We start from the raw sequence: 19,771 nt of genomic DNA on the forward strand, positions 1-19,771 counted from the left end.
CGCGCAGTGCCAACCGGCCCCAAGCCGTCGGCCACGTGGGCGACCTCCCGGCCATGGCAGCCCGCCTCCCCCGCCCGCGAACCGACAGCCTCTCCTCAGATCACTCGCCACCCGCCGCAGGAGAGTTCATGTCGAGACACCCCCGCCTGGCCGCCGTCGCCCTCGCCACCGCCGCCCTCACCGTGCTCGCCGCGGGCCCCGCGTCGGCCGCCGACCCGACGGTGTCCGATCCCCGCGTCGTCGCCCACTTCGACTTCGACGCCGGGGAGACCCCGGAGAACATCGCCGTCGAACCCGACGGCTCGGCGGTCCTGACCTTCGCCTTCGCCCACAAGGTGGTGCGGGTCGGCAAGAACGGCTCCGGGCCGACGGACCTCGCGGTCCTCCCCACGGTGACCGACCCGACGGGGTCCATCCTCACGGGCATCGCCCGCGCCCACGACGGCACCCTGTACGTCAACTACGTCACCGGCACCGAGGAGGAGAACGGCATCTGGCGCATCCGCCCCGACGGCAGCGCGCCCCAGCGGGTCGTGAAGGTGCCCGTCGACGGCTTCCCCAACGGCCTCGCCCTCGACGAGAAGTGCGACACCCTGTACGCCGCCGACTCGGCCCTCGGCGTCGTGTGGAGCGCTCCGGTGCCCGACGGAAACGTCCAGGTGGAGGCGACGGTCTGGGCCACCGGAGCCGCCCTCCAGCCGAGCGACGAGATCCCCTACGGCGCCAACGGCCTGAAGGTCCACCACGGTGCCGTCTGGGTGTCCAACTCCGCGCAGAGCACCCTGCTCCGCATCCCGATCAGGCACAACAGGACCGCGGGCCCGATCCAGACCAGGGCGACCGGCATCACCGGGATCGACGACTTCGCGTTCACCGGGCACGGCGACACGGTCCTGGCCGCGCGGGTCACGGCCGACAAGCTCGAACTCGTCCGCCCCGACGGCACCCACAAGACCGTCCTCACCGGAGCGGACGGCCTCGACGGCCCGACCTCGGTGGCGGTCCGCGCCAAGACCGTCTACGTCCCCAGCGCGGCCTACTTCACCACCACGGACCCGGACCCGAACCTGCTGCTGGCCCGGATCTCGAAGAACAAGCTCTAGCCCAGGACGACCGCGCCCGGCGCCGGTGACGTCGTCGGGCGGGCCGTGCGGCAGGTGCCGGAGGCGACGAGGGCGGCGGCGACCGTGTCCGCCGTCTCCGCGTCCTTCACCAGGAACGCCGTCGTCGGGCCCGAGCCGGAGACCAGCGCCGCGAGGGCGCCCGCCTCGGTGCCGGCCGCCAGGGTCGCGGTGAGCGAGGGGCGCAGGGAGAGCGCCGGTGCCTGGAGGTCGTTGGCGAGGGTGGCTGCGAGAGCGGCGGTGTCGCCGGTCGCCAGGGCATCGAGGAGCGCCGGTGAGGCGGCCGGCTCGGGGACCTCGACGCCCTCGGTGAGACGGTCGAACTCCCCGTACACCGCCGGGGTCGAAAGACCGCCGTCGGCGACGGCGAACACCCAGTGGAAGGTGCCCCCGACCGGCAGCTCCGTCAGCTTCTCGCCCCGCCCGGTGCCGAGCGCCGCCCCGCCGACCAGGCTGAACGGCACGTCCGAGCCGAGCTCGGCGCAGATCTCCAGGAGCACCTCGCGGGGCGTGTCCAGGCCCCAGAGCGCGTCGCAGGCGAGCAGGGCGCCCGCGCCGTCCGCGCTGCCGCCCGCCATGCCGCCGGCGACCGGGATGTCCTTCTTGATGTGCAGGTGCACGTCCGGCGCGATGCCGTGCCGGGCGGCCAGCAGCTCGGCGGCGCGCGCGGCCAGGTTGCTGCGGTCCAGCGGCACCTTGTCGGCGTCCGGGCCCTCGCAGGTGATCGTCAGCGCGTCGGCGGGGGTGGCGGTGACCTCGTCGTACAGGGAGACGGCGAGGAAGACGTTCGCCAGGTCGTGGAAGCCGTCGGGGCGGGCCGCGCCCACCGCGAGCTGGACGTTGACCTTGGCGGGGACGCGTACGGTCACGCCGCTCATGCCTTCGCCTCCGGCTTGTTCTCCGCGATCCGCGCGAACTCCTCCACCGTCAGCGACTCGCCCCGCGCCTGCGGCGAGATCCCGGCCTTCACCAGGGCCTCCTCGGCGGCCGCGGGCGAGCCCGCCCAGCCCGCGAGGGCCGCGCGCAGGGTTTTGCGGCGCTGCGCGAAGGCCGCGTCGACGACCGCGAAGACCTCCTGCCGGCTCGCGGTGGTCGGGAGGGGCTCGGTGCGGCGGACGAGGGAGACGAGGCCCGAGTCGACGTTCGGCGCGGGCCAGAAGACGTTGCGGCCGATGGCGCCGGCGCGCTTGACCTCGGCGTACCAGTTGGCCTTGACGGAGGGGACTCCGTACACCTTGTTCCCGGGCTTGGCGGCGAGCCGGTCCGCGACCTCGGCCTGGACCATGACGAGGGTCCGCTCGATGGTCGGGAACCGCTCCAGCATGTGGAGCAGGACGGGCACGGCCACGTTGTACGGCAGGTTCGCGACGAGCGCGGTCGGCGGCGGGCCCGGAAGCTCCTCGACGTGCATCGCGTCGGAGTGGACCAGCGCGAAGCGGTCCTTCTTCCCGGGCAGGCGGGCCGCGATCGTGGCGGGCAGCGCGGCGGCGAGCACGTCGTCGATCTCGACGGCGGTCACGCGGTCGGCGGCCTCCAGGAGGGCCAGGGTGAGGGAGCCGAGTCCGGGCCCCACCTCCACGACCACGTCCTCGGGCCGCACCTCGGCCGTGCGGACGATCCGCCGGACGGTGTTGGCGTCGATGACGAAGTTCTGGCCCTTCTGCTTCGTGGGGCGCACGCCGAGGGCGGCGGCCAGCTCACGGATGTCGGCGGGGCCGAGGAGGGCGTCGGGGCTTTCGGGGCCGGTGGTGGTGCTCACCGGTACAGCGTACGGGGCGCCGGTGGGGCCGACCTACGGCTCACCGGCACGGGCGGCTAGGGGGCGTCTTGCCGCGAGCCCGGCCTGATCGACAAGACGCCCCCTACCCATGGGTGAGCCGCCGCCCGCAGTGGGGCCACGGGCTCGCGCCCCGCTGCACGTACAGCTTCTTCGCGCGGAAGGTCTGCTCGGCCGCGGACGCGTTCTGCGCGGTGCCGCTGCCGCCGAGGGCGTGCCAGGTGCCGGGGTCGAACTGGTAGAGCCCGCCGTACGTCCCCGAGGGGTCGACCGCGTTCGGGCGGCCGCCGGACTCGCAGGCGGCGAGCGCGCCCCAGTCGAGGCCGTCGGCGCCGGCGACGGAACCGGGCAGCGGCCGGGTGCCGATCCGCACCTTGCGGCTGACGGGTTCGCGGACGATCTCCTCGCCGGTCCTGCGGGGCCGCTGCTTGACGCCGTTGACCGTGCGCAGGCTGTACGTGACGCGGCGGACGCCCGGGACGCCCTGCCGTTCGACGACCTCGGTGCCGGCGAACAGCTCGGGGTCGCGGACCCGCTCGACGGTGTACGGGACGGACTCCTCCCGCACCTGCCGGGAACCGGTGATCCGCATGACGTTCACGGTCTGGCCGTCGCGGGGGAAGGAGTCGGCCGGGACGGAGGTGGTGTCCTGTCCGGAGAGCGTGATCCCGGCCTCGGCGAGGGCCTCCCGGACGGTGGCGGCGTTCGTACGGATCGTCCGCTCGCGCCCGTCGGCCAGGAAGGTGACGGCCCGCTCGGTGCGGACGTCGAGCGCCAGGCCCTGCCGGGAGATCGTGGCCCCGCGGGAGGCCGAGAGGTAGGCGCCCTCGGCGCGGACCCCGAGCTGGCGCAGCGCCCCCTCGACGGTCCCGGCGGTCGTCCAGACCTGGCGGCGCTGCCCGTCGAGGGTGAGGGCGACCGGCCGCCCGTACCGGACGACGATCTCGTCGCCGCTGACCAGGGGCTCGCCGGGGGCGGGGGCGACGATGTCGTGCTCGCCGACGGCGACGCCCTCGTCGGCGAGGAGCTCCCGCACGTCGTCGGCGAAGGTGTGGAGGGTGCGGGGGACGCCGTCGACGGTGAGCTCGACGGCCTTGTCGTCGGCGACGAAGGCGCTGGTGCCGCCGGCGAGGAAGGCGACGACGAGGGCCTGCGGGACGAGTTTCCGCAGGCCCTCGCCCGTACCGCCGGAGGTCTTGCGGCGGCGGGCGGCCCGGCGGGCCCCGGCCCGGGAGCCCTGGCCGGGGACGGCGGCGGGCACGACGCCCGGCACCACGAGGGGCGCCGCCTGCGTCGGCTGCTCGTGCACGGGCAGGGTCGCGGCCGCGCCCCGCCGTCCGGCTCGGTGACTGCCCTGGGAAGTACTCACGAGGCCGGGACCCTAGCCCCGACCGCCGTCACTCTCCACAGCGACCCGACTACGCCACGTAACCGTTATGGATCGGTGATGCTCAGTAGTCGAAGGCGCGGGCCGTGTTCACGGCGATCGCCTCGGCCAGCTCGTTCTCCCCGATCCCGCGGACCTCGGCCATGGCCCGGACGGTGACCGGGATCAGGTACGGGGCGTTCGGGCGGCCCCGGAAGGGCGCCGGGGTGAGGAAGGGGGCGTCGGTCTCGACGAGGACCAGCTCCAGGGGGGCGATCGCGAGCGCGTCCCGCAGCGGCTGGGCGTTCTTGAAGGTGACGTTGCCGGCGAAGGACATGTAGTAGCCCTTGGCGGCGCAGATCTCGGCCATGGCGGCGTCGCCGGAGTAGCAGTGGAAGACGGTCCGCTCGGGGGCGCCCTCCTCGTCCAGGACGCGCAGCACGTCGGCGTGGGCCTCGCGGTCGTGGATGACCAGGGCCTTGCCGTGCCGCTTGGCGATCTCGATGTGGGCGCGGAAGGAACGCTCCTGCGCGGCGATGCCCTCGGGGCCCGTACGGAAGAAGTCGAGGCCGGTCTCGCCGACGCCGCGGACGTACGGCAGGGCGGCGAGCCGGTCGATCTCGGTGAGGGCGTCGTCGAGGGCCGCGTCGCCGCCGCCCTGCCGGGCACCCTGGCGGGACCAGCCGTCGGGGTCCCCGAGGACGATGCGGGGGGCTTCGTTGGGGTGCAGCGCGACGGCGGCGTGCACGTTCTCGTGGGCGGCGGCCGTCTCGGCGGCCCACTGCGAGCCCTTCACGTCGCAGCCGACCTGGACGACCGTGGTCACGCCGACCGCGGCGGCCTTGACCAGGGCCTCCTCCACGGTCCCGGACTGCAGGTCCATGTGGGTGTGCGAGTCCGCGACCTCCACGAGGAGGGGTTCGGGCAGCGGCGGCGGGGCGTCCTTGGCACTCATGGCCCCGATCGTACGAGGGCCACGAGTGCCGGCGCGCGGGGTTACCGGTGGACTACTGGTGACGCCTGCGGGGGTGGAAGAGGTCCGACAGATGCCAGTGATGCGGCACCGGCGGCTTCTCGGGGACGTCGCCCTCGGTCAGTTCCTGGCCGATGGGCCCGGCCGGTGAGACGGGCTTCGTCGCCCGCGCCCCGTGCTGGTGCTTCTCGGTCGCGGCGACCAGGTCGAGCACCGACGACACCTGCCCCGCGCGCATGATGCGGACGACGTGTCCGCCGCAGTTCATGCAGGTGGGGCTGGACAGCGGGGACGGTACCCGCTCTCCGTCGGCCTTGTAGACGACGAATTCCTGGCCGGCGGCGTCGACGTGGTGCTCGATGTCGTACGCCTGCTCCCAGCCGTATCCACAGCGCATGCAGGCGAAGGCGTACGCCTCATGGGCGACGGATATGCCGGTGCCGGTGATCTCGCTCATGCCAGCTCCTCTCCACTGATCAGTGGACGCCTTTTCGGGCCGGAGCGCATCAGCGGGGGACGAACCATGGATTTCTCTTTGGCGTTCCCTTGCCAAGCGCCCTGCGAAGAGTCCCGGCGCCGGGTTCGGCTTTGCCTTTCACATTAGTCCTTTACCCTTTCCGGGGCCCGACACGTCCGCATTCTTTGCCGCGACCACGGCATCGAACACCTCCCGCTTGGGAAGTCCCGCCTCCGCCGCGACGGCGGCGATCGCCTCCTTGCGGCGCTCCCCCGCCTCCTCGCGCACCCGCACCCTGCGCACCAGCTCCTCCGCGTCGAGCTCGGCGGGGCCGGTCTCCGGGGCGCCCTCGACGACCACGGTGATCTCGCCGCGTACGCCGTCCTTCGCCCATTCCGCGAGCTCGCCGAGCGGGCCCCGCTTGACCTCCTCGTACGTCTTGGTCAGCTCACGGCAGACGGCGGCCCGGCGCTCGGCGCCGAACACCTCGGCCATCGCGGCGAGGGTGTCGTCGAGCCGGTGCGGGGCCTCGAAGTAGACGAGGGTCCTGCGCTCGTCCGCGACCTCGCGGAGGCGGCCCAGGCGCTCGCCGGCCTTCCTCGGCAGGAAGCCCTCGAAGCAGAAGCGGTCCACGGGGAGGCCTGAGAGGGCCAGCGCGGTGAGCACGGCGGACGGGCCGGGGACGGCCGTCACCTTGATGTCCTGCTCGACGGCGGCGGCGACCAGCCGGTAGCCGGGGTCCGACACGGACGGCATGCCCGCGTCCGTCACGAGCAGCACCCGCGCCCCGCCGACCAGGGCCTCGACGAGCTCCGGCGTACGGGCGGACTCGTTGCCCTCGAAGTACGAGACGACCCGGCCCGTGGTGTGGATGCCGAGCGCCCGGGTGAGGCCGCGCAGCCTCCGGGTGTCCTCGGCGGCCACGATGTCCGCGCCCTGCAGTTCGGCGGCGAGGCGCGGCGGAGCGTCCGCGATGTCACCGATGGGGGTCCCTGCGAGTACCAGCGTTCCTGTCACACGGACCATCCTCCCAGCCCGGACAGGCGACTCGCACAGGCGCGTTCCCTACGATGGCGCGGTGACCAGTACCGCACCCGAGGCCCTGGAGGGCCAGCACCCCATGGCGGCGCCCGTGGCAGAGCCCTCTTCCTGGCAGCAGAGGCTGCGGCGCTTCGGCTACACGCCGCCGGCCACCGACCCGATCGGGCTGCGCGAGCGGCTCGTCCCCCCGTACACCCGGCCGTCCGAGCGGACGTGGTCGCTGCTCGGCATCGGCCCGGGCGGCGCCGACCGGCTGTGGCGGCTGCTGGCCTGGGGCGGTCCGCTCCTGGTCACGGCGGTCGCGGGCCTGCTGCGGTTCTGGAACCTGGGCAAGCCGCACGCGGTGATATTCGACGAGACGTACTACGCCAAGGACTCCTGGGCCCTGATCAACCAGGGGTACGAGGGGGCCTGGCCGAAGGACATCGACAAGACGATCCTCACCGACCCGGGTTCGGTCCTGGTGCCGACGGATCCCGGCTATGTCGTGCACCCGCCGATGGGCAAATGGGTGATCGGCGTCGGTGAGAAGCTCTTCGGCTTCGAGCCCTTCGGCTGGCGCTTCATGGTCGCCCTGCTCGGCACGCTGTCCGTGCTGATGCTGTGCCGGATCGGCCGCCGTCTGTTCCGCTCGACGTTCCTGGGCTGCCTGGCGGGCCTGCTCCTGGCCGTCGACGGACTGCACTTCGTGATGAGCCGCACCGCGCTGCTCGACCAGGTGCTGATGTTCTTCGTGCTCGCCGCCTTCGGCTGCCTGGTCCTCGACCGGGACCGGACGAGGAAGCGGCTCGCGGCCGCGCTCCCCGAGGACGAGGAGGGGGTGCTGCGGCCCGACGCGGACATCGCGGAGTCCCTGCGCCTGGGCTGGCGGCCGTGGCGGATCGCGGCCGGCGTGTCCCTGGGCCTCGCCGCGGCGACCAAGTGGAACGGCCTCTACGTGATGGTCGCCTTCGGTCTCCTCACCGTCCTGTGGGACGTCGGCGGCCGCCGCACGGCCGGCGCCGTCCGCCCGCACCTCGCGGTGATCAAGAAGGACCTGGTCCCCGCGTTCGTCTCCGTCGTCCCGGTGGCCATCGGCACGTACCTGGCGACCTGGACCGGCTGGCTTGCCACCGACAAGGGCTACTTCCGCCACTGGGCCGAGGAGCACGACAAGGCGGTCGGCGGCGGCACCTGGGGCTGGCTCCCGGACTGGCTGCGCAGCCTCTGGCACTACGAGTCCGAGGTGTACACCTTCCACGTCGGCCTGACCTCGCCGCACACCTACCAGTCCAACCCCTGGTCCTGGATCGTCCTGGGGCGGCCCGTCTCGTACTTCTACGAGTCCCCCGCCCCCGGCACGGCGGGCTGCCCGGTGACGGCGAAGGAGAAGTGCGCCCAGGAGGTCCTGGCGCTGGGCACCCCGCTCCTCTGGTGGGCCGCCTGCTTCGCGATCCTGTACATCCTGTGGCGCTGGGCCTTCCGCCGCGACTGGCGCGCGGGCGCGATCGCCTGCGGCATCGCGGCCGGCTGGCTCCCCTGGTTCCTTTACCAGGAACGCACCATCTTCCTTTTCTACGCGGTCGTCTTCGTGCCTTTCCTGTGCCTGGCGGTGGCCATGATGCTGGGCGCGATCATCGGCCCCCGAGGCTCCTCGGAAAGACGCCGCACTTTCGGCGCGGTGGCGGCGGGCTGCCTGGTCCTGCTCATCGTCTGGAATTTCATCTACTTCTGGCCCATCTACACCGGCACTCCCATTCCGATGGACCAGTGGCGGGCCAGGATGTGGCTCGACACCTGGGTGTAGCGGGGGAATTGCGGTAAGAGGGCGCGACCACTGGTCGCGCCCTCTTGGTTGTTGTCGGTGGCTGCCAGTGGGCCCTGGCGGCCCCTCGACGGCCCACAGACGGCCCGGGACGACCTCCGCTTGCCCCTCCGGCGTCAGAGCCGTCCCCGCCCTACTATCAACGCCCATGTCCACCACCAGCTCACCGATACCCGTCCTCCGGGGCCGCGCCGGTACCACCCTCCAGGCTCAGGACGACGTCCTCGTCCTGAGCCGGCGGCGCAAGGAGAAGCGGATCCCGCTCCAGGCCGTCCGCCGAGTCGGCGCCGAGGGCCGTGCCCTTGCCGTGGAGCTGACCGCCCCGGCCGGGACGACCCCGGTCACGTACAAGGTCCGGGGCGTGAGTGAGGTGGCGGCCACGGCGTTCGCCGACGCCGTCACCGCGCTCCTGCCGGAGGAGCGGGCGGCCGACGGCACGGCTCTCGTCACCGACAGCGCGCCGGCGGGGTCCGATGACGACTGGTACACGCGCGCGTTCAGGCTCACGGCGTGGGTCACCGGCCTGGTGGCGGTCGGGGTGGCCGTACCCCTGGGCATCGTGGAGTCGGTGAGCCGCGCGGTCGCGTTCTCGGTGTTCACCCCCATCGCCGTGGGCATCGTCGCGTTCGGGGTCGCGGCCCTGTCCATGCAGTACCGCGAGTGGACCTACCCCCGGTACGGCATCACCGTCGAGGCGGTGCGCCGCGGCCCCAGGGACTACGCCTACACCGACCTGCAGGGCGTGGTCCGCGGCGCGTACATCTCCGGCAGCGCGCCGACCATCAAGGTCGCCTACCACCCGAGGAACCCCGCCGACCCGGTCCATGCGAAATCGTGGATTGCCAAGGCGGCGGGCACGCTCGTCTTCCTGGCCATCATCGCCGTCGGTCTCGCCTTCCTGGCCCTCACCATCTCCATGGCCGTCGACGGCTTCCAACGCGCCTGATCCCCCGGCGGCCGCCCGACCTTGATTACTTGAACGCGTTCAAACTACGGTGGCTGCTGCGGGCGGTGCGACACCGGTCCGTTGGGACGGGTATGACGGATGTGGCGTCCGTTGCTCGACACGCGAACGCCACGGCTGCTTGACTCGTCGGTCCACCTGGGGAGGGGAGGCGCAGTCATGCGCAGTGGAGTCAAGGTCACGATCGTCGGGGGCGTGTTCCTCGTCGTGGCGAGCGGAGTCGGGTACGGGGGGTACAACCTCTGGACGGGGGTCACCGGCGGGGAGACGTCCGTGGGCGCCAAGGCCGGTGACGCGCCGAAGACGGGGCCCGTCACCGACGACGAGGTCACGGCCACCGCGAAGGACTTCCTGGCCGCCTGGGCCGCCGGGGAGTCGGACCGGGCGGCCCAGCTGACGAACGACCCGGTCTCGGCGGGAGCCGCGGTCGCCGCCTACCGGGAGGGGGCGAAGGTCGCGAAGGCCGTCATCACGCCGGGGGCGGCCGTCGGGCCGAAGGTGCCGTTCACGGTACGGGCGACCGTCACGTACGAGGGCGTGTCCAAGGACCTGTCGTACGCCTCCGAACTGACCGTGGTGCGCGGGCAGAGCACCGGCCGCCCGCTCGTGAAGTGGCAGCCCGCCGTCCTCCACCCGAAGCTGACCGCCGCCGGCACCCTGCGGACGGGCGTCGCGAAGACCGCCGAGGTGAAGGCCGTCGACCGCGACGGCGTGGAGCTGACGGCGGCGAAGTACCCCTCGCTCGGGCCGGTCCTGGCCGAACTCCGCAAGCGGTACGGGTCGAAGGTCGACGGCACCGCCGGCGTCGAGACCTGGATCGACTCGGGCAGCGAGGGCGTCGCCGACACGCCCCTGCTCGTCCTGCGGAAGGGGAAGCCGGGCACCCTGAAGACGACCATCGACGCGGACGTCCAGGCGGCGGCGGAGAAGGCCGTCAGGGGGTACGGCTCCGCCTCGGTGGCCGCGATCGAGCCGTCCACCGGGGCGATACGGGCGGTCGCCAACAGCCCGGCCAAGGAGTTCAACACCGCGCTCCAGGGCCAGCAGGCCCCCGGCTCCACGATGAAGATCGTCACGGCGGCGATGATGATGGAGCACGGTCTGGCCACGCCCGACACCAAGGTCGAGTGTCCGCCGGACGTCCTGTCGCGAGGTGCCACCTTCCAGAACCTCAAGCGGTTCAGCATCAGCGGCGGCACCCTCACCGACGCGTTCCGCCGCTCCTGCAACACCGCCTTCATCAAGGCGATCACCAAGCTCAGCGACAAGGGCGTCGCGGACACCGCCCTCGGCACCACCGCCCGCCACCGGTTCGGCATCGGCGAGGAGTGGAACATCGGCGTCCAGGCCTCGGACGGCAGCGTCCCCGAGTCGGCCGGCAGCGAGACGCCCGCCTCGTACATCGGCCAGGGCAAGATCACGATGAGCGCCCTGAACGTCGCCTCGCTCTCCGCGACCGCGAAGAACGGCCGGTTCCTCCAGCCCTACCTGGTGGCGCGGGACCTCGACGACCGCGCGTTCGCCACGGCGGAGCCGCTCCCCGGCGAGGTCGCCAGTGGGCTGCGCCGGATGATGAAGGCGGCGGCGACGAACGGTACGGCGGCCGAGGCGATGGCGGGGGTGCCGTCGCCGAAGGGCGCCAAGACCGGCTCGGCGGAGGTCGACGGCCAGTCCACCTCGAACAGCTGGTTCACCGGCTACTCGGGCGACCTCGCCGCCGCGGCCGTCGTCCAGGCCGGCGGCCACGGCGGCGACGCGGCGGGCCGGGTGGTCGCGAAGGTCCTGAAGGCGGGGTGACCATCGTCGCTCCGAAGGCGGGGTGACCATCGTGGTCCTGAAGCCGGGGCGACCCGGAGGGCGCGCGGCCGGGGCCGGAACCCGGTCGCGTGCCCCGTACACCGACCGCTAGCGTGTCGGGGCATGACGACCCACGAGGACACCGCCTCCGCCGCCCATCCCCAGTTCGCCGCAGCGCTCCGGGACTTGGGGCTCGATGTCGAGATCCGCCGTTTCCCGGACGAGACCCGCACCGCCCAGCAGGCCGCCGACGCCATCGGCTGCGCGGTCGGCGAGATCGTGAAGTCGCTGATCTTCGCGGCCGACGGGGTGCCGGTCCTGGTCCTGATGGACGGCGCGTCGCGCGTGGACGTCGAGCGGGTGCGTCAGGAGCTGGGCGCGGAGAAGGTGACCCGCGCCGACGCGAAGGCGGTCCGGGAGACGACCGGGTACGCGATCGGGGGCGTGCCGCCGTTCGGGCACCGCACCCGGACCAGGGTCCTCGCCGACCGGGGCATCCTCGACCACACGGTGGTGTGGGCGGCGGCGGGCACCCCGCACACGGTCTTCGCGATGGACCCCGAGACGCTGGTCACGCACGCCGGCGGCACGCTCGTGGACGTCCGCGAGCCCGTGAAGTGACCCCGCTCGTCACGCTCGCGGTCCTCGTCGCGGCGGTCACGCACGCCGGCTGGAACGCCATCGCGCACCACATCAAGGACCAGCTGCTCTCCTTCACGCTGATATCCGGCGGCGGGGCGCTGCTCGGTCTGCTCGCGGCCTGCTTCGTACCGCTGCCGGCGGCGGGCGCGTGGCCGTACCTGATCACGTCGGCGGCCCTGCACGTCGGCTACATGGCCCTGCTGATGCGGTCGTTCACGCTGGGCGACTTCGGTCAGATGTACCCGATCGCGCGGGGTACGGCCCCGCTGGTCGTGACCCTCCTCGCGGCGGTCTTCCTCCACGAGGTGCCGGGCGGCCGGCAGCTGCTCGGGGTGGCGGTGGCCTGCGCCGGCCTGACGGGCCTGGCGCTGTGGGGCATCCGGGGCAAGGACGCCCGCCCGCACTGGCCGGCGCTGCTCGCGGCGGGCGCGACGGGCCTGTCGATCGCCCTGTACACGGTGGTCGACGGCGTCGGCGTCCGCGCCTCCGGCACCCCGCTGGGCTACATCGCGTGGCTGATGATCCTGGAGGGCCTCGCGATCCCGGCGTACGCCCTGTGGACCCGCCGCGCGGCCCTGGTCCCCCAGCTCCGCCCGTACGCGGCCCGCGGCCTCCTCGGCGCGGCCCTCTCGGTCACGGCGTACGCCCTCGTCCTGTGGGCCCAGACGAAGGCCCCGCTGGCCCCGATCGCCGCCCTGCGCGAGTCCTCCATCATCGTGGGCGCGGCCATCGGCGCCCTCTTCTTCAAGGAGGGCTTCGGCGTCCCGAGGGTCGCGGCGGCGGGCCTGATGGTGGTGGGCATCGGGCTGATGCTGCACGCGGGCTGACGGGTCCCTCGGCGCGCTTGCGTCTCCCGTAGGGGGAGGCCTCAGGGTGGGGGCATGGACGAGGACATCGCGTTGGGGATCGGGGAGCTGGCCCGGCGGGGCGGGGTCTCCGTGAAGACCGTTCGGTTCTACTCCGATCAGGGGCTTCTCGTGCCCGCCGGGCGCAGTGCCGCCGGTTACCGGCTGTACGGCGTCGAGGCCGTCGCGCGGCTCGAACTGGTGCGGACCCTGCGGGACCTGGGGATCGACCTGCCGACGGTGCGGCGGGTACTGGACCGGGAGGTCTCGCTGCCGGAGGTCGCCGCGGTGCACGCCGAGGCGCTCGACGTGCAGATCAGGACCCTGCGGTTGCGGCGGGCCGTGCTGACGGCGGTGGCCTCGCGTGGATCTACTCCCGAGGAGACGGAACTCATGCACAGGCTCGCCCGGCTTTCCGAGGACGAACGCCGGCTTCTGGTCCAGGACTTCCTCGATTCCGTGTTCGCGGGAATCGGGGCCGAGGGTCTCTTCGCCGGGGTGCGGAGGTCGATGACGCCCGAGCTTCCCGACGATCCCTCGCCCGCCCGGATCCGCGCCTGGGTCGAACTCGCCGAGCTCGCTCAGGACCCGGAGTTCCGGGCGTCCCTGCGGAGGGCCGTGGAGGGGGAGGCCGAGGGGTTCGAGGGGGTTCCCCGGCCCGGCGTCGCCGCCGTGGTGCGGGAGCTCGTCGGGCCCGCCCTCCGCGACGGGGTGGATCCCCGCTCGCCCGAGGCCGAGCCCTTCGTACGGGGCGTGCTCGGCCACTGCACGGAGGAACAGCTCCAGGGGCTCGTCGATCCGCTGCGCGAGCGGTACTTGGAGCTGCTCGCCGTCGTCAACGGGTGGCCCCCGCCGGAGAGTCACGCGCCCGCCGTCGCCTGGACCCTGCGCGCGCTCGCCGGCGCCTAGCCTTCCCCCAGCACCTCCGCGAAGTGCGTGTTCACGGCGAGCAGGCCGCCGTCCACGCGGAGGGTGGTGCCCGTGATCCAGGACGCGTCGGCGGAGGCCAGGAAGGCCACCGCCGCCGCCACGTCCTCCGGGGTGCCGACGCGGCCCAGGGGGTAGACGCGGGTGGCGAGGGCCGCGAGATCGGTCTCGCGGCCCTCCCAGGCCGTCGTCGCGATCGTGCCCGGGTTGATCTGGTTGACCCGGACCCCGCGCGGAGCGGCGTCGCCCGCCAGCGTCCGGGTCAGCGATGCCAGGCCCGCCTTGGCCGCGCTGTAGGCGTGGTTGCCGAAGTCCGCCTCCGCGTTGACGGAGCCGATCGTGACGATCGCCCCGCGCCCGCCGGCCGCCGCGAGGTGCGGCAGTGCCGCCCGTGCGCAGCGGACGGCGCCCATCAGCGTGACGTCGAGCTGGCCGGTCCAGCCCGCGTCGGGTTCGTCCTCGAAGCGGTCCCGGTCGGGGGCGACGGGGGCGAGGGCGTTGTTGACGAGTACGTCCAGGCGGCCGAAGGTCTTCACGGCGTACGCGACGGCCTCGTCCACCGACTCCTGGTCGCCGACGTCGCAGCGCGCCGCCACCGCCCCGGGGAGTTCCTCCGCGGTCCGCTCCGCCGCCGCCGCGTCGATGTCCGTCACGAGGACCCGCGCGCCCTCCGCCGCGAGCCGCCGGGCGGTGGCCGCGCCGATGCCGCGCGCCGCGCCGGTGACCAGTACCGCGTACCCCTCGAAGCGTTTCGTGAGATCCATGGGCAGATCCCAGCATCCCGTGAAACCTTTTCGCAACACATTGTTCACGGAATTCACGGACGAATGGCCAGAGATGGCCAGAGAACGCGAACTCGCGGCCATTCGGCCAGGGCCGAAAGTCTTTGACACCCGTCCCGTGTCAATAGCACGATCCACCCCGCCGACGATTACTTTTCGACCCAGGGGGAAACAATGGCTTCGCTGCAGCACGGGGACGATACGTACGAGTCCGGCGTCGAGGAGATCTGCTCGTCCCTTTCCTCCCGGAGTTTCGATCTGATCTCCGGCGACAAGGTGAAGTCGCTCCTCCTCCGCCGCTCCGAGACCGCCCTCGACGACCTGGAGTCCTTCCGCGACAGCTGGTCCCGCATGCCGCTCGACGGGTACATGGCGGACGGCGGGCGCTACCGCCGGCGCCGGCACGCCACGCTGAGCGCGCCCCCGGCGAGCGCCGACTACGCGGTCGAGGCCCACCAGCCGCACTACCAGGGCCTCGACTACAACAACCTCAACGGCGGTGTGGCCCGGCACTACGAGCCGTTCGAGGAGCAGAGCCTGCGCGGCAGCACCATGGACAGCCTGGTCACGCTCGGCTGCGACATCTTCGGCCGCCTCGCCCCGTACTCGGGCTGGCACATCGAGGCCCACCAGTTCCGCATCGAGGTGAACGGCGAGGAGGTCGGCCTGCCGACCCCCGAGGGCGTCCACCGCGACGGCGTCACCTTCGTCCTGATGGCGATGATCGGCCGCTCGAACGCCACCGGCGGCGAGAGCACCGTCTTCAACCTGGACAAGCAGCCGGTGGAGAAGTTCTCCCTCACCGACGTCCTGGACGTGGCGCTCGTCAACGACGAGCGGGTCTACCACGGCGTCACGCCCATCGAGCAGATCGATCCCGCCCTCCCGGCCTCGCGCGACGTGCTCGTGATCACCTACCGTCACAAGCCGTAAGTGTCCGGTGCGGCGCGGGGGGCGGCCACTACGGCGCCCCCCGCGCCCGCATTCCACCCGAGTGAGAAGACGGGAAAATGGGTCAGCTCATCGCCGTAGCGGTCATCACCATTCTGGCAGTCATCAGTCCCGGCGCGGACTTCGCGATGACCGTACGGAACAGCTATTTGTACGGGCGGACCGCCGGAGTTCTCGCCGCCGTCGGCATTTCCCTGGGCGTTCTCGTCCATGTCACCTACACCATGCTGGGCGTGGGACTTCTGGTGACCCGGACCCCGATGCTTTTCACGGCGATGAAACTGATCGGCGCCGCGTACCTGGTGTACATCGGATACAAGACCTTCGTCACCAAGGCGCAGGTGGACATCGACCTGTCGAGCGACTCCGGCCTGACGAAGGCGGGGGCGCTGCGGACCGGATTCCTGACGAACGCGCTCAACCCGAAGACGATGCTCTTCGTGCTGAGCACCTACACCCAGGTCGTCAGCGGCGACACCCCGGTCTTCCAGCAGATCGGCTACGGCCTGTTCATGTCGCTCGCGCACCTGGTCTGGTTCGCGCTGGCCGCGGTGCTCTTCTCCAACCAGTCCCTGCGGACACGGCTGCTGCAGCGGCAGAGCGTGCTCAACAAGGTCATCGGGACCGTCCTCGTCGGGCTCGGGATGGTGCTGGCCCTCACGCCGTCCATGGCCTGAGGGACGATCAGGAGGAGACCCGTTCCACTCGCGGCTCCGCGATCGTGCGGTAGTCCTCCGCGGCCAGGGCCAGCGAGCGGTCGAGGCGGGCCGCGTTGAAGAAGAACTCCTCGTGGACCAACAGGTCCGGGTCCACGATCAGTTCGAGGCGCTCGTCGAAGGCGAACGGCAGGATCGTGCCGCTCGGGGAGCCCGCGAGCTCCTCGGCGATCTCCGGGGAGGCGAAGGAGACGTACGTGCCGCCGTACAGCGCCTTCACCGCGTTGAGGTCGATGCGCCGGTCGCCCGGTACGACGACGAGCGCGAAGCGCTTCTCCTTCTTGCCGATCTTCACCATGGCGATGATGCACTTGGCCGCCCGGTCGAGCGTGTGGCCGCGCAGCGCGCTGACCGCCTCGGTGGCGCCCTCGGGGGCGTGCTCGATCACCCGGTAGGCCGCGCCGCGCTCGTCGAGCAGGGCGAGCAGCTTCTCGTACGTGCCGACACCCGTGACATCCGTGGTCATTCGGTTCCTCCCGCTTTCAACTGGTTTGGTTCTCCGGCGCGTTGACCCTACGCCTGTTGTCCATGTGCCGGAGCAGCGCGACACCCGGGCCGTCGAGTTCGTACAGCACGCGCACGCCCTCCCGGCGCCGGCGCACCACGCCCGCGGCGACCAGGGCCGTGAGGTGCTCGGAGACGGTGCTCGGGGCCAGGCCCAGGGTCGCGGCGAGGTCCGAGGTGGTGGTGGGCGCGACGAGGCCGCGGACGACGCCGGCCCGGCTGCGGCCGAGCAGGATGTCGAGCCGGTCCCCGCGCGCGGGCGCCTCGGCGAGGCCCCGGCGGCCCGGCGGCGGCGCATCCCCGAGCAGGACGGCGGCCCCCTCGGCCTGGTAGGCGACGGCCGTCGTGCCGTCCGGGGCGGACGCGGAGTACGGGGCTCCCTTGCCGAACACCAGGGGGACGAGGATCAGCCGGGAGACGCAGGGCACCGCGGTCCGGTCGCGCACCACGGGGCCGACGTGCAGCCTCAGCACGTCGTCCCGCCGGGTGAGCCGCCGTCCGCGCAGGGAGCCGAGCAGCCGCTCCGGGCCCTGGGTGGCGAGGATCCGGGCCCGCAGCAGGATGTCCTCCTCCGTCGCGACCCGCAGGGGCGCCGCGTAGGGGGCCATGGCCGCCCGCCAGTACCGGGGGACGAACTCGCCGAGTTCGGCGAGGCGGGCCCGCGGATCCGCGTACAGGGGCCCCACCTCGGGGGGAACGCCCTGCGGGAACCACTGCTCCAGCTCCTGCCTGACACGGGCCGGGGGCACGGCGGCGAGGGCCGCGAGGTCCGCCGTCAGGTCGCCCCTTGAGGGGTCCGGGACGGGGAGGAGGAAGGAGGGGAGCGCGCCCCCGCGGGCGCGGTACAGCGGGACGAGCCAGCCCGGGATGGTCACCTCGGCCCGGGTCAGCGAACGGCGGGCCGCCCGGTCCCAGTTGGTGTACGGCCAGGGCGCGAGCCCGCGCCGCGAGGAGAGCAGCCCGATGCTGCCGTACGTCTCCCAGAGCCGGCTGTCGGCGATCCGGACCGTTCCGTATCCGGACCGCCGCAGCGGAATCTCGATCACCACGCACCCCCGCGCCCGCTCCATGGTCGGTGGAGCGGGCACACGGTATCGGCCAGGTGGCCGGGGACGGCCCGTCGGCCGCTCACAATGTCAAGTCGCCGCCCAAGGAACGCATTTCAGCCGAAAGGGACCCTCTTTTTCAGCCCGAGGGGGGCGCTGTCTCAGCCCGTCACCGAGCGCACCGCGCGCACCAGGGCCTGGGCGCGCGGGTCGGCCGTGACCGTCTTCCGCATGCCGTTGGTGACGTACCCGAAGGCGATCCCGGCGTCCGGGTCGGCGAAGCCGAGGGAGCCGCCGCGGCCGGGGTGGCCGAAGGACGAGGGGCCGAGGAGCGGCGAGGCCGGGCCGTGCAGCATGTGGCCGAGGCCGAAGCGCGTCCCGACCAGCAGCACCTTGTCCAGGCCCGCGGACTCCTCGGTGCGGGCGAGGGCCAGGGTGGCGGGGGCGAAGAGGCGCTCGGCACCGTCGACGGGGCCGAGGGTCGCGGCGTAGAAGCGGGCGAGGGCGCGGGCGGTGGCGACGCCGGCCGAGCCGGGCAGTTCGGCGGCCCGGTAGACGGGGTCGTTCTCGTCGGGCTTGGGCTCGATGACCCCGAAGGCGCGCCGGGTGAGGGAGGCGGGGTCCTGGTAGGCCTCGGTGACGGAGCGCTTGGGGCGGAGCTTGAGGGCGCCGCTGCCCGGCGGGTCGATCTCCTCGACGGGGCCGAGCCGGCCGACCCGGTGGGTCTCGGACTCGGGCAGGCCGATCCACAGGTCGAGGCCGAGGGGCCCGGTGATCTCCTCGGCTACCCAGCGGCCTATGGTGCGGCCGGTCGCCCGGTGGACCAGGCCGGAGAGCAGCCAGCTGAAGGTGTGGGGGTGGTAGCCGTGGGCGGTGCCGGGCTCCCAGACGGGGGCCTGGGCGGCGATCGCGCGCGTGGCGGTGTCCAGGTCGACCGCCTCGGCGAGGGTGAGCGGGGTGTCGAGGACCGGGACACCCGCCCGGTGCGCGAGGAGCTGCCGCACGGTGACCCGGTCCTTGCCGCGGGCCTTGAACTCGGGCCAGTACGAGGAGACGGGGGCGTCCAGGTCGAGCTGCCCGCGCTCGTGCAGGAGCAGGGGGACGGCGGCGGAGACGCCCTTGGTGGCGGAGCGGACGACCTGGGCGGTGTCCGCCGTCCACGGATCCGTGCCGTCGGCGTCCTTCGTGCCCGCCCACAGGTCGACGACCTTCTCGCCGTCCCGATGGACGGCGACGGCCGCCCCGCGCTCGCCCCGCTGCTCGAAGTTGCTCAGGAACGCGTCCCTGACCGGCTCCCAGCCCGCCGCCACCGTGCCCTGGACGTCCACCTGACCCACACTCTCTTTCGTACGACCGGTTCCCATGGTGCAACGCGAGGGGGGACGGCCGGATTCCGGGGTCAGGTGGACGCCGGGGGCGGTCAGACGAGGTTGATCGTGAAGCGCCTCACGCGCGGTTGGACGGGTTCGGAGTGGACCGAGCCGCGAGCCTTTTCGTACTTCCCGGTGCCGCCGGTGATCGCGTTGTCGAAGGGCCCCTGGTCGAGGTAGTTGAAGTACATCCCCTGCACGGTGAGCTGGCCGTCCGGGAGGACGTAGGTCGCGACGCACTGCTCCGCTTCGTCGTCGCCGCCCCGGGTGGTGGTGCAGGCGACGTGGCTCTCGCCGATCTTGGTGTGCGTCGGGTCGTCGAAGAGGGAGAGGTCCGAGCGGGCGATGGCCCGATCGCCCTGCGCGGGGTCGCCGGTGGCGGGGATGCGGGTCAGCTCCTTCACCTCGGCCCGGAGCGTGATGGTCCGGGCCTTGCCCCCGGTGTGAGGGGAAGCGGTGTCCGTCGCGGCGCCGGCCGCGACGGAGGTGCAGGTGAGAAGGGTGACCAGCGTGGCCGCGCCGAGGCAGGCGGCTCTGGTGGGGCGCATCGTGCGTCTCCTGGGGTGATGTGGGGGAATGACCGGATGGCGAACTCTCATCCGATTCCGTTCGATTCCCTTCATAACCCCGGTACCGTCGCCGCACGGAGCGTCCCGGCACGACCCACCGGCATGTCCAGCCGGTCGGA

20 protein-coding genes are annotated in these 19,771 nt (G+C 72.7%); 9 read left to right on the forward strand and 11 right to left on the reverse strand.

Going from position 1 to position 19,771, the window contains the following annotated elements; translation table 11 throughout:
- Nucleotides 1–128: 128 nt before the first annotated feature.
- Nucleotides 129–1,103 carry a hypothetical protein gene (locus tag AB5J54_RS16695; RefSeq protein WP_369144705.1) on the forward strand — a complete coding sequence of 325 codons (975 nt, stop codon included), beginning with the start codon at nt 129–131 and terminating at the stop codon, nt 1,101–1,103.
- On the opposite strand, the gene AB5J54_RS16700 is transcribed toward AB5J54_RS16695, so the two are convergent.
- The 6 genes from AB5J54_RS16700 to rsmI form a co-directional block, all read right to left on the reverse strand.
- The gene (locus AB5J54_RS16700) at nt 1,100–1,999 is read right to left on the reverse strand and encodes a 4-(cytidine 5'-diphospho)-2-C-methyl-D-erythritol kinase (RefSeq protein ID WP_369144706.1); all 900 of its coding nucleotides are present in this window, start codon (nt 1,997–1,999) and stop codon (nt 1,100–1,102) included. The two genes, AB5J54_RS16695 and AB5J54_RS16700, sit on opposite strands and share 4 nt — an antisense overlap.
- Nucleotides 1,996–2,880 carry a 16S rRNA (adenine(1518)-N(6)/adenine(1519)-N(6))-dimethyltransferase RsmA gene (gene rsmA / locus AB5J54_RS16705; RefSeq protein ID WP_369144707.1) on the reverse strand — a complete coding sequence of 295 codons (885 nt, stop codon included), beginning with the start codon at nt 2,878–2,880 and terminating at the stop codon, nt 1,996–1,998. The genes AB5J54_RS16700 and rsmA overlap by 4 nt, the downstream gene beginning before the upstream one ends.
- A 103-nt stretch (nt 2,881–2,983) precedes the next feature.
- Nucleotides 2,984–4,267 carry a ubiquitin-like domain-containing protein gene (locus AB5J54_RS16710; RefSeq protein WP_369144708.1) on the reverse strand — a complete coding sequence of 428 codons (1,284 nt, stop codon included), beginning with the start codon at nt 4,265–4,267 and terminating at the stop codon, nt 2,984–2,986.
- Nucleotides 4,268–4,349: 82 nt separating this feature from the next.
- Nucleotides 4,350–5,219 (reverse strand): TatD family hydrolase, encoded by an 870-nt coding sequence (locus tag AB5J54_RS16715; protein WP_369144709.1) that lies wholly within the window; start codon nt 5,217–5,219, stop codon nt 4,350–4,352.
- A 52-nt stretch (nt 5,220–5,271) separates the two neighbouring features.
- On the reverse strand, nt 5,272–5,694 hold the full coding sequence (locus AB5J54_RS16720; RefSeq protein ID WP_369144710.1) for a hypothetical protein: 423 nt from the start codon (nt 5,692–5,694) through the stop codon (nt 5,272–5,274).
- A 138-nt stretch (nt 5,695–5,832) separates the two neighbouring features.
- Nucleotides 5,833–6,720, reverse strand: a complete 888-nt coding sequence (gene rsmI / locus AB5J54_RS16725) for a 16S rRNA (cytidine(1402)-2'-O)-methyltransferase (RefSeq protein WP_369144711.1) — start codon at nt 6,718–6,720, stop codon at nt 5,833–5,835.
- 94 nt (nt 6,721–6,814) lie between these two features.
- On the opposite strand from rsmI, the gene AB5J54_RS16730 reads away from it, so the two are divergent.
- From AB5J54_RS16730 to AB5J54_RS16755, 6 genes are all read left to right on the forward strand, one after another.
- Complete coding sequence (locus AB5J54_RS16730) at nt 6,815–8,521, forward strand: dolichyl-phosphate-mannose--protein mannosyltransferase (RefSeq protein ID WP_369149356.1); 1,707 nt, start codon at nt 6,815–6,817, stop codon at nt 8,519–8,521.
- A gap of 166 nt (nt 8,522–8,687) precedes the next feature.
- The gene (locus AB5J54_RS16735; RefSeq protein ID WP_369144712.1) at nt 8,688–9,485 is read left to right on the forward strand and encodes a hypothetical protein; all 798 of its coding nucleotides are present in this window, start codon (nt 8,688–8,690) and stop codon (nt 9,483–9,485) included.
- A gap of 177 nt (nt 9,486–9,662) precedes the next feature.
- Nucleotides 9,663–11,300, forward strand: coding sequence for a penicillin-binding transpeptidase domain-containing protein (locus tag AB5J54_RS16740; protein ID WP_369144713.1), 1,638 nt, complete (start codon nt 9,663–9,665; stop codon nt 11,298–11,300).
- A gap of 123 nt (nt 11,301–11,423) precedes the next feature.
- Nucleotides 11,424–11,921, forward strand: a complete 498-nt coding sequence (locus AB5J54_RS16745; protein ID WP_369144714.1) for a YbaK/EbsC family protein — start codon at nt 11,424–11,426, stop codon at nt 11,919–11,921.
- Nucleotides 11,918–12,769: an EamA family transporter gene (locus AB5J54_RS16750; protein WP_369144715.1), complete on the forward strand. Its 852-nt coding sequence runs from the start codon at nt 11,918–11,920 to the stop codon at nt 12,767–12,769. The genes AB5J54_RS16745 and AB5J54_RS16750 overlap by 4 nt, the downstream gene beginning before the upstream one ends.
- 54 nt (nt 12,770–12,823) lie before the next feature.
- Nucleotides 12,824–13,696 (forward strand): MerR family transcriptional regulator, encoded by an 873-nt coding sequence (locus AB5J54_RS16755; RefSeq protein WP_369144716.1) that lies wholly within the window; start codon nt 12,824–12,826, stop codon nt 13,694–13,696.
- Here AB5J54_RS16755 and AB5J54_RS16760 read toward each other — a convergent pair.
- Nucleotides 13,693–14,478 carry an SDR family NAD(P)-dependent oxidoreductase gene (locus AB5J54_RS16760; protein WP_369144717.1) on the reverse strand — a complete coding sequence of 262 codons (786 nt, stop codon included), beginning with the start codon at nt 14,476–14,478 and terminating at the stop codon, nt 13,693–13,695. The genes AB5J54_RS16755 and AB5J54_RS16760 overlap by 4 nt on opposite strands.
- Before the next feature lie 192 nt (nt 14,479–14,670).
- Between AB5J54_RS16760 and AB5J54_RS16765 the strand changes: the two genes are divergently transcribed.
- Together AB5J54_RS16765 and AB5J54_RS16770 are read left to right on the forward strand one after the other, a co-directional pair.
- Nucleotides 14,671–15,429 (forward strand): 2OG-Fe dioxygenase family protein, encoded by a 759-nt coding sequence (locus AB5J54_RS16765; RefSeq protein ID WP_369144718.1) that lies wholly within the window; start codon nt 14,671–14,673, stop codon nt 15,427–15,429.
- Between the two features lie 77 nt (nt 15,430–15,506).
- Nucleotides 15,507–16,124 (forward strand): LysE family translocator, encoded by a 618-nt coding sequence (locus AB5J54_RS16770; protein WP_369144719.1) that lies wholly within the window; start codon nt 15,507–15,509, stop codon nt 16,122–16,124.
- Nucleotides 16,125–16,131: 7 nt separating this feature from the next.
- Here AB5J54_RS16770 and AB5J54_RS16775 read toward each other — a convergent pair whose 3' ends face one another.
- From AB5J54_RS16775 to AB5J54_RS16790, 4 genes are all read right to left on the reverse strand, one after another.
- Nucleotides 16,132–16,629 (reverse strand): YbaK/EbsC family protein, encoded by a 498-nt coding sequence (locus AB5J54_RS16775; RefSeq protein ID WP_369144720.1) that lies wholly within the window; start codon nt 16,627–16,629, stop codon nt 16,132–16,134.
- A 16-nt stretch (nt 16,630–16,645) separates the two neighbouring features.
- Nucleotides 16,646–17,713 (reverse strand): ArsR family transcriptional regulator, encoded by a 1,068-nt coding sequence (locus AB5J54_RS16780; protein WP_369144721.1) that lies wholly within the window; start codon nt 17,711–17,713, stop codon nt 16,646–16,648.
- Between the two features lie 161 nt (nt 17,714–17,874).
- A complete protein-coding gene (locus AB5J54_RS16785; protein WP_369149358.1) occupies nt 17,875–19,041 on the reverse strand; it encodes a serine hydrolase domain-containing protein in 1,167 nt (388 codons plus the stop codon).
- A gap of 92 nt (nt 19,042–19,133) precedes the next feature.
- Nucleotides 19,134–19,631, reverse strand: a complete 498-nt coding sequence (locus AB5J54_RS16790) for a hypothetical protein (RefSeq protein WP_369144722.1) — start codon at nt 19,629–19,631, stop codon at nt 19,134–19,136.
- Nucleotides 19,632–19,771 lie beyond the last annotated feature (140 nt).

Source organism: Streptomyces sp. R44 (assembly GCF_041053105.1).
Taxonomy (GTDB): Bacteria; Actinomycetota; Actinomycetes; order Streptomycetales; family Streptomycetaceae; genus Streptomyces.

What these genes read in the sequence shown, in the direction of transcription:
- AB5J54_RS16695 (WP_369144705.1), top strand. Translation starts at nt 129, where the DNA reads ATGTCGAGACACCCCCGCCTGGCCGCCGTCGCCCTCGCCACCGCCGCC.
- AB5J54_RS16700 (WP_369144706.1), bottom strand. Translation starts at nt 1,999, where the DNA reads ATGAGCGGCGTGACCGTACGCGTCCCCGCCAAGGTCAACGTCCAGCTC.
- AB5J54_RS16715 (WP_369144709.1), bottom strand. Translation starts at nt 5,219, where the DNA reads ATGAGTGCCAAGGACGCCCCGCCGCCGCTGCCCGAACCCCTCCTCGTG.
- AB5J54_RS16720 (WP_369144710.1), bottom strand. Translation starts at nt 5,694, where the DNA reads ATGAGCGAGATCACCGGCACCGGCATATCCGTCGCCCATGAGGCGTAC.
- rsmI (WP_369144711.1), bottom strand. Translation starts at nt 6,720, where the DNA reads ATGGTCCGTGTGACAGGAACGCTGGTACTCGCAGGGACCCCCATCGGT.
- AB5J54_RS16730 (WP_369149356.1), top strand. Translation starts at nt 6,815, where the DNA reads ATGGCGGCGCCCGTGGCAGAGCCCTCTTCCTGGCAGCAGAGGCTGCGG.
- AB5J54_RS16735 (WP_369144712.1), top strand. Translation starts at nt 8,688, where the DNA reads ATGTCCACCACCAGCTCACCGATACCCGTCCTCCGGGGCCGCGCCGGT.
- AB5J54_RS16740 (WP_369144713.1), top strand. Translation starts at nt 9,663, where the DNA reads ATGCGCAGTGGAGTCAAGGTCACGATCGTCGGGGGCGTGTTCCTCGTC.
- AB5J54_RS16745 (WP_369144714.1), top strand. Translation starts at nt 11,424, where the DNA reads ATGACGACCCACGAGGACACCGCCTCCGCCGCCCATCCCCAGTTCGCC.
- AB5J54_RS16755 (WP_369144716.1), top strand. Translation starts at nt 12,824, where the DNA reads ATGGACGAGGACATCGCGTTGGGGATCGGGGAGCTGGCCCGGCGGGGC.
- AB5J54_RS16760 (WP_369144717.1), bottom strand. Translation starts at nt 14,478, where the DNA reads ATGGATCTCACGAAACGCTTCGAGGGGTACGCGGTACTGGTCACCGGC.
- AB5J54_RS16765 (WP_369144718.1), top strand. Translation starts at nt 14,671, where the DNA reads ATGGCTTCGCTGCAGCACGGGGACGATACGTACGAGTCCGGCGTCGAG.
- AB5J54_RS16770 (WP_369144719.1), top strand. Translation starts at nt 15,507, where the DNA reads ATGGGTCAGCTCATCGCCGTAGCGGTCATCACCATTCTGGCAGTCATC.
- AB5J54_RS16775 (WP_369144720.1), bottom strand. Translation starts at nt 16,629, where the DNA reads ATGACCACGGATGTCACGGGTGTCGGCACGTACGAGAAGCTGCTCGCC.
- AB5J54_RS16790 (WP_369144722.1), bottom strand. Translation starts at nt 19,631, where the DNA reads ATGCGCCCCACCAGAGCCGCCTGCCTCGGCGCGGCCACGCTGGTCACC.